Below are 8717 nucleotides of genomic sequence, written 5' to 3'. Positions count from 1 at the left end.
TGTTCCCGTCTGATCAGGCAGCGTTTAAGGTAGTCTACCTAGCAACTCAGCAGGCGTCTAAAAAGTGGTCGATGCCCATTCGTAACTGGACGTCTGCTCTGAATCGTTTTATGATTATGTTTGATGACCGTATCAGTAAGCATTTAATCTAAATGGCAGTTACACAGAATCTGGGATGGTCTCGTTTTCTCTCAAGTGTTTTCTTGAAAGTACTTCAGCGGTATCTCTTCTTTCTCCCTTTTTAGGGTTTTCTGGTGTGTCACCATTGTATAGACTAAATCGTATCTTATTATTAGGGGTGTCAGCTCCCAAAGCATCTGCCCATTCGCTTAAGCGTTCACGTTGTGAGTTGATAAGAGCGTTTAAGGGATATAAGAACAAAGCGCGAACACCGGTCAGTCCGTCTTTCTCAATCTCTTGTTGTTTAACTAGATCATCTAAAATTGGTACCATAAAACATTCAGTTTTACCTGAGCCTGTGCCACTGGTGACAATCAAAGAGTTAATATGGTCTTTCTGGTTTAGTCTCTCCCAAGATTCAGCCTGATGTTTGTAAGGTGTTGGAATGCTGTCTACAAGCATATTGGCTACTTTAGGATGTAATAAACTATCTCCAAACTCTGACATCGTTTTTTCTTGTGCTTCCCATGGGAATAGTACTTCGAATACCGGATTACCCATCAAACCATGGTTACCATTACCAGAAGCATTATCATGTGATAACTCGTTGGTAATATGTTCACGTAAATTATGATTACTAAAGCGCAAAATACTTGATGTCGACTCGACAGCATTTTGTTTTATGTTGTGATATTGCGCATAAAAATACTGTTGTTTTTCTGGAATTAAAGATAACTTACTCACTATATGTTCCCTATATAATTAATACGATAAATAAGAGTTGCGTTTTATTTTTTATGATGTTCATGGCAGTGACTGAACCATGAAAAAGATATTTCAAAAGCACTTTGATACCAACTAGGTGCAAACTTCGTAATTTCATAGATAGCAATTTTTTGACGGTTCATCTGTTTACGGAGATTTTTTAATCTCTCAAGACGCATATCAATTTCATAATAATTGTTCATTACATCTAAATCATTACCATCTTTATCTTGATCATCCGAGTATAAGTTCATATGGCTAGGTTGTGAGGATAGCCATGCAATAGCAAGTGGTAATAAAGCGGCAGGCTGCATATAGCCTTGAGGTATATTGAGATCTAATAAGCAGTCTTTAGCTATATCCTGTACGACATTATTAATGGTATTAATTAACTCAGGATTATTTGGCCATACTGCGTTAAGATATTGTTTCTGCTTGATTAACTCACCAAAAAAGTATTGCATTGCACCAGATACTTGAGTTTTAGTGTGCCCTGATTCTGAATCAGCGTAGTTAAGCCAAGTCTCGAATGTATGTGAAAGTGCTTTGAGCTCTTCTCCTAACTCCTGCCATTTTTTAGATATATCTCTTTCTAATTCGCTCTCACTAAAGTTTATTGGACTAAGAATGAGCTGTGACTTAAATTCTTCCTTGGCTATCTCATATATTTTTCTAAAGTCTGCATAACTAAGCAGACTCCAGATAAGTCCAATCTCACCCTTTACTTTTTCGACAATAGGCTCACCGAGTACTGATGTTGTTCTGCCATAAACAATAACGGCGCACATAAACTCTGGAACTTGGCGAGCTGCTACCCAGTTATCTAAAGTCACTAAAGGAAGATGAATACAGTTGGTTGTTATAGTTTTCAGATAGCTCCATTCTGGATGGTGAGGATCAAAAGCCATCTTCCGATAGATGTTTCGCATGGTTTTCAGTCTAATATAACCCTTACTTATTTTACTGGCTTCTGCTAGGGTCGAATTAGCTTTTATAATAGCTGGCGCTAACTGAGAAAAAACATCCTGAGGAATTAAAGGCTCAACAGCATCAACATCCTCTCCTTGTACTTCGAATAAATCATAGTTGCATGGCTGATCAAAGGTCTTAAAGGTATCGTTTTCTAAAACGGAGTGTTCATCAGAAATAGTATTCAAGCTCAGAGACAGCTCTGCTGGGTAAACTTGCTGATTGTCTTTATCTGCATGTGAAATGTGATAGACAGTGGAGCGAATTAACTTGTCAATATTTTGATCTAAGGATTGTTCATCGCTTTCTTGCAGTGATTTGGTTACTGAATAGATTAAATAAGTACCTTCAGAGGACGCTTCTAGAGACTCAGTTGACCATAAATATTTAACTTCATCAAACGAAATTAAATTAGTCTTAGGTAGTGTAATGACTTTTTCAGGTTCTAAAAAGTTAAACGCCTGTATATCTGATTGAGTATATAGCCTCTCTAATTCATTTGATTCTTTAGGGATTGATGCTGAGTAAAGGTCTTTACCACAAAGTTGAAGACAGTTTTTATTGTTTTCAACATTGTGCTTAGCATAGAGTTGGTAATGGTAGTATCCAAAAGTGATTTTAAAATGCTCAAAACTATCATGCCTCAAAATTACAGTTACTTCATCGTCTAGACCCTTGTCGCTTAATGAAAGTAAGCGCTTTATAGTAGGTAACCAGTCGACAGGCTTGAGTTCTAGAAATTTATTCGCATCAACGCCGTATGTTGTACGTAAAATTTCATGAGAGCGTGAGTTAAGGTAGAAATCTACTTTTGCTTCACGAGCTCTTGTAGAGTTAAATACTTTAATTCGATATCCATTCAAATCATCGTCAATATTCAGGTGTAGTGTATTGCTTAACTTGCCTTTATGTTGATCATAGATAACGGTCTGGCTGCTAGGAAAGTAACACTGAAAACGGAGCGGACGAGTCGTAGCTTGAGGGATAGCATGTTCTTTAGAGCTGGCAATAAACGTCAAACTTAATGTGATCTTTTCACTAGGGACCCTATTGATACCTAAGCTGAATTTGTTTTTAGCTAAGGTTAGTGTTTGACAACGTAAGTCATGTGGGAGGTATGCTTCTAGTTTGGCTGTCTCACTGCTTGTTATCATGATGTTACCAACAGCATCACTGGAATCATTCTTTAAAGGTTGCAGTCTATAACGGAAATCGTGTGGAACAAGACCGATATTAGCGCTAAATAATATATTCTGACTCTCATCTCTGACTTGTAGTCGGTAACATCCTGGCGGTGTAGCGCGATACTGCTCTAGGGTTTTATATGGGCCGATACTTCCTCTGTCATCCTTGACGGGGGCAATCCAGATTCGATGTTTAGGAACTACACTCCTTATTTGACAGTCTTCTTTGCTGATGGCTGTCACTGCAATATCACCTTTTATAACTTTACTTGGATAAGTAAAATCAACCAGCTGTCGACCAACTATTTCATACTGATAATTTGCATCTTGGCTACTTGTTTTAAAAACATATTTTTGGCTGCCATCAGTAACAGCGACTTTGCCTGCAAGTTTATAAACTAAGCCTGTCATTCCATTTTCAGAAATCTTAGCAATAATATTTAGCTCACTGTTTGAATCTAAATTATACTGCCAACTATCTGGAATAAAGACGATAGCATGATCGGCTTTAACTGACTGATTATAGCTACCCTCATATTCAGCTATAATATGATTTTCAACTTCATTCTGAATACTAGCTAAAAAAGGGACTCCAGCATCGACCTCGTTCATGCTTGAATTTTGATAAGGGTTGATAGGATTGCCTTGATTGTCTGTCAATCCTTTAATCAACTTACCTAATGAGTCATTCATCTGTAGCGTAATAGAGGCATTCCATCGCTTTCTATCCATACTGATATAACGAGGAGACCTAAGAATCATACGATCTTGGGTAGGAATAAAGCTTGCTTCCCATTTACCAATAACATTATCATTTTGTTGGTCGTAAAATAGCAAACCAATATCTTCATCAGTAATTTTATCTGAATTATTATTTAGGCTCAAAAACTTAGGAGCAGCTATTTTAGCACTTAGTGTAACTGATGCTGTGCTAAGGCGGATATCTAGCGTACGCTTCAATTGTATTGAGCTGAGCCAGTCATCTTCTAGGATTGTTTTACGGTCTTTGTTTTTGACGGTATTGGCTGAATTAATAACTAAGCTTTTTAGCAGCTCTCGAGCAGACTCATCTTCTAAAGAGAAAGGAAATGAGTCAATCCAGTTGCCATCGGTTGTCTTGTCTAAATGTTCTATAGGATTTGACTGATTATCAAGCTGATAGGTAATAACTAAGTTGTGAATATCATCTATAAGAGCCACTAATGTGTCAATAATGTCTTCACGACCAGAGGTTTTGGGTAAGCGGTTAATATAGTGATCAAAATACAGACGAGCCTCGCCGTTCAAGGCTTTGGCTTTCATAGCACCATATAGTAGATCCAGCCAGCCCCCTGAGGCGTTAAAGTAATTAATTGGCAAGCCACCTTCACGTAAAAACGAACCCATAGCACTTCTATGATTTAAAGCTGTCCGGCTAATATCACGATCCCATTTCGCTAACCCACTTTCAGTAATTCTCATTAAATCTTGATTGTTTATATCGCCATGCTTAATGCCTATAGAGCCCAGTAAATCTGCCCAGCCCCAGTTGCCATTGTATTCTCGACGCCACCATTCAGCAGCATAAAGCACAAATAGTTTGTCTAAGCCATTACTAAACTTGGTTGCTTTATCTACATTATAAATAGATAAGTAATTTTCGCTTAAGTAAGCTTTCAGAGAGAGGAATTCAGAATAACTTATTCTATATCTATACAAGGGTCTTGCGTCTGTTTCCAGTACCAAAATACTGTCAATGGTCTTTCTAGTTTCTTGATAATCATGACTATCAATTACTGTATTTTGGTTAGAAATCATACTTATTAATCCTTTAATATAACGCTGTGATAAATCTTTATCTAACTGACAATAAACCTCCATTCTAACCGACCTTCGTAGGGTAATAAAACCACAATATAAATATTGTTTATTTTTTATCTAGCAGGCTATTTTTGCTCTTGTAGCTTTGACTGATTGACATTTGAGGTTTACTATCTAAGGCAGAGTACAATGACATAACATGTATAGGCTATGATATGACTGAAATTAAGTTCCCTTCTAATTTTAATTTTATGCAAGAGCATAATCCAATATTTTTAGAGTTAGCAATCAATGCTGAACGTGTTTTTAAAAGCGATCCTAATACTACGCTGATTAAGATGAGGCAGTTGGGAGAGGCGTTAGCTCAGGACTTAGCTACTAAAAACAACATTCCTTTCGATAGAGAAATGAAACAAGTCCAATTAATCGGTCGTCTAAAGTATGAAATGAGAATCGATAATAATATTGTCACTGAGTTTCATAGCCTTAGAGAAGAGGGTAATAAGGCAGTTCATAACTTTAAAACCAGCCACGCTGAGGCATCGCGAGCTCTAAAGTTGGGAAGGTCGCTATGTATCTGGTATCACAAAACATATGGTAAAAAAGCTTCAGTATTTAAAGCTGCCAAATTTGAAGAGATTCCTGACCCTAGTCAACAATTACAAAAGCTTAGCTTGAAAGTTCAGCAGCTGTCGTCTGAACTTAGAAACATGGCAAGTCAAAGCGGAGATATCGAAAAAATAACGAAATTAAAAGAACAAGAAGCTGCCTTAATTGAACAAGAAAAAATAGAGTATCAGCAATTGGCTGAAATGATGGATCAAGAAGCGCGGTCGCTAGCAGAGCAAAATAAACAACAAGAAGAAGAGCTGGCAAGAATAAGAAAAGAGTTTGTCGAACAAACTGAGAAACTACAAACCGAACTGGCCAAAAATATAGAACAAGGCAATAAACTACCCGCCCGAGTAAAGCTAGCAGATTTTATTCCTTCTGAGGACGACGCTCGTCTATTAATTGACGAGCAGTTGCGTCAAGCTGGTTGGTTAGCAGATAGTGAAATAGTGACCCAAGCTAATGGCGAAATACCTGAGGTAGGTAAAAACAAGGCTATTGCTGAGTGGACTATGTTAAACGGTAGAGCCGATTATGTATTATTCATTGGTTTAACCCCAGTCGCTATTATCGAAGCTAAAAGTCAGAATACTAATGTAGCTAGCAAGATACAGCAGGCAGAAAGGTATGCAAAAGGCATTAATTTTACAGCGACGATAAAACCTGCTTGGGAGCTTGTAGACAGTAGCCTTAGTTGGCGTAATGACACTGATTACGACATCCCTTTCGTATTCTCGTGCAATGGCCGACCTTTCATAAAGCAACTGCCAGAGTACTCTGGTATTTGGTTTAGAGATGCTAGGAAAAACAATAACGCTGCTAGGGCATTAGAGAACTTCTATAGTCCCGAAGGACTGTTAGACCTTCTAAAACGTGATGTGTTATTAGCCCAAGATAAGCTAAAAAAAGAACCTTTCGCCTATTTAGGGTTACGGAGCTATCAGGTAGATGCTATAAAAGCCGTTGAAGAAAAACTAGAGGCAGGCGTCGACCGTTGCCTTTTAGCTATGGCGACGGGTACAGGTAAGACTCGTACTATAATCGGACTTATTTACCGTTTTCTAAAAGCTGAACGCTTCAAGCGCATTTTATTTTTAGTCGATAGAACGGCTCTAGGTGAGCAGGCTTTTGATAGCATGCAGGAGATGACGCTAGAGCAAAACCAGACCTTATCGAAGATTTATAATGTGGCTGAACTAGGTGATATGGCTGTAGAGGCGGAAACTCGAGTACAAGTGGCTACCGTTCAAGCTATGGTCAAACGTATATTTGACAGTGAGACCCCACCTAATGTCGACCAGTATGACTGCATCATCGTTGATGAAGCACATAGGGGTTACACCTTAGACCAAGAGATGACAGAAGGTGAGCTTGCTATACGTGATAATACGCAGTATTTATCAACTTATAGACGCGCGCTCGATTATTTTGATGCGGTCAAAATTGGATTAACTGCCACACCGGCTAAGCATACGAGTGAGATCTTTGGTAAGCCTGTTTTTAACTTTTCTTATCGGGAAGCGGTGGCCGCAGATTGGCTAATTGATTATGAGCCACCCATCCGCTATGAGACGTTATTAACCAAAAATGGGATAAAAATAGACAAGGGAGAACAAGTTAGCCGTCTCGATACCTTAACGGGAGTAGTAGATACTACCGAATTAGAAGATGAGGTGAGTTTTGAGGTCACTAATTTTAACCGAACTGTCATTACAGAAAGTTTTAATAGAGTGATTTGTGAGCAACTGGCTCAAGAGATAGATCCCAATGGCGATGAAAAAACACTAATATTCTGTGCCACAGACCTGCATGCAGATATGGTAAAGCGCTTATTAGATGAAGCTTTTTTAGAGATGTACGGAGATGGATATAACGAAGATGCGGTCAAAAAAATAACAGGTGCAAGCGATAAAGTCGGTCAATTAATTCGTCGTTATAAGAATGAGAAGTTTCCTAGTATCGCTATTACAGTAGATCTTCTAACCACAGGCATCGATGTACCAAGTATTTGTCATTTGGTATTTTTGCGACGGGTGAAGTCACGCATTTTATTTGAGCAGATGATTGGTCGTGCTACTAGACGCTGTGATGACATTGGTAAAACGGTTTTTAAAGTCTACGATCCAGTCGATTTGTTCGCCTCCATCCAAGAAGTAAACACCATGAAACCGTTGGTAAAAAAACCAAACATTACCATCAATCAACTCATTGACGAGTTAGTGAGTAGTACACCAAGCTCAGCAAAGACAGAAGTAGCAGAGAAAGTTTCAAGCTATGAATTGGATAACCAACACTCAGATACAGACTCGCAGGATAAGTTAAAGTCTGCTGATGACGACTCTAGCCATGATGGGTTTATTGTCTCTAAGGAGCAGGTCGATCAACACCAGCAAGAAGTACTAGATGAGCTGTCACAAAAAATTATGCGCGTATTACGCAAAGCCGATAAAAAGGCCGAGCGTAAACCAGAGCTAAAGGCCAAACTTAATGAGTTAAATGAGCTATGGGGAGTGGCGCCTGAAAAGCTGCATCAATCGCTACATGAAGGGGGTGTCGAAAACGCAAAAGTGTTCTTAACTAAACATAGCAACTTAATAAGTCAGCTAACAGAAGTAAAATACTTAGCTGGCTCAGAACGAATGCCAGTGATATTTGAGGGTGAAGATGAGCTGCTAAGTCGGGAGCAAGGTTTTGGCGAGCATCAGCGTCCTGAGGATTATCTAGAAAGCTTTGATGCTTATATCAAAAATAATCTAAATACATCGGTGGCACTCAATGTTATTGCCACTAATCCCAAAACACTCACCCGTGAGACGCTAAAAGAAGTCAAGATTACGTTAGATAGCGTTGGCTATAGTGAAGCAAAACTTCGGTCCGCATGGCGTAATAAAACAAATCAAGACATTGCTTCTAGTTTAGTGGGTCATATTAGACGTGCTGCTCTAGGAGAGCCTTTGATACCCTTTGACACTCGAGTGAACCAGGCAATGCAACGTATCTATGCCAGTCATCAATGGACACCGTTACAGCGTAAATGGCTTGAGAGGTTGGCCAAACAGCTTCAGTATGAAACTATCGTGGATAAACAGTTCGTCAATGAGCGCTTTTCTAGTACCGGCGGAGTCAAACAGTTTGATAAGGTATTACAAAACCGCCTCGATGATGTGCTAGAACAAGTAAATGAAGAGCTGTGGCAAGCATAGTGGTCTTAGACTGATCATCAGCGACATTATTTGACGTTTAATAATCAGTAGATGTACTTTAGTG

At 38.8% G+C, this 8717-nt stretch carries 3 protein-coding genes and 1 pseudogene; 2 read left to right on the top strand and 2 right to left on the bottom strand.

The window, feature by feature from the left end; translation table 11 throughout:
• Positions 1 to 152 (top strand): annotated as a pseudogene (locus tag NJD71_RS12405) (IS256 family transposase); the annotation flags it as partial.
• Between the two features lie 7 nt (positions 153 to 159).
• Here the strand turns inward: NJD71_RS12405 and NJD71_RS12400 are convergent.
• Entirely contained in the window at positions 160 to 864 is a 705-nt protein-coding gene (locus tag NJD71_RS12400) for a DEAD/DEAH box helicase (protein ID WP_319052256.1), read from the bottom strand.
• A 44-nt stretch (positions 865 to 908) separates the two neighbouring features.
• A complete protein-coding gene (locus tag NJD71_RS12395; RefSeq protein ID WP_319052254.1) occupies positions 909 to 4898 on the bottom strand; it encodes an STY4851/ECs_5259 family protein in 3990 nt (1329 codons plus the stop codon).
• A 155-nt stretch (positions 4899 to 5053) separates the two neighbouring features.
• On the opposite strand from NJD71_RS12395, the gene hsdR reads away from it, so the two are divergent.
• On the top strand, positions 5054 to 8653 hold the full coding sequence (gene hsdR, locus NJD71_RS12390; protein ID WP_319052253.1) for a type I restriction-modification system endonuclease: 3600 nt from the start codon (positions 5054 to 5056) through the stop codon (positions 8651 to 8653).
• The last annotated feature ends 64 nt before the right edge of the window (positions 8654 to 8717 follow it).

The sequence above is a fragment of the Psychrobacter sp. PP-21 genome, from assembly GCF_033790785.1.
Lineage (GTDB): Bacteria > Pseudomonadota > Gammaproteobacteria > Pseudomonadales > Moraxellaceae > Psychrobacter.
Note: the sequence above shows the minus strand (reverse complement) of the source record. Positions and strands in the feature narration are given on the sequence as shown.

Bases quoted from the DNA above. Each gene is read 5' to 3' on its own strand.
- NJD71_RS12395 (WP_319052254.1), bottom strand. From the start codon at position 4,898: ATGGAGGTTTATTGTCAGTTAGATAAAGATTTATCACAGCGTTATATT.
- hsdR (WP_319052253.1), top strand. From the start codon at position 5,054: ATGACTGAAATTAAGTTCCCTTCTAATTTTAATTTTATGCAAGAGCAT.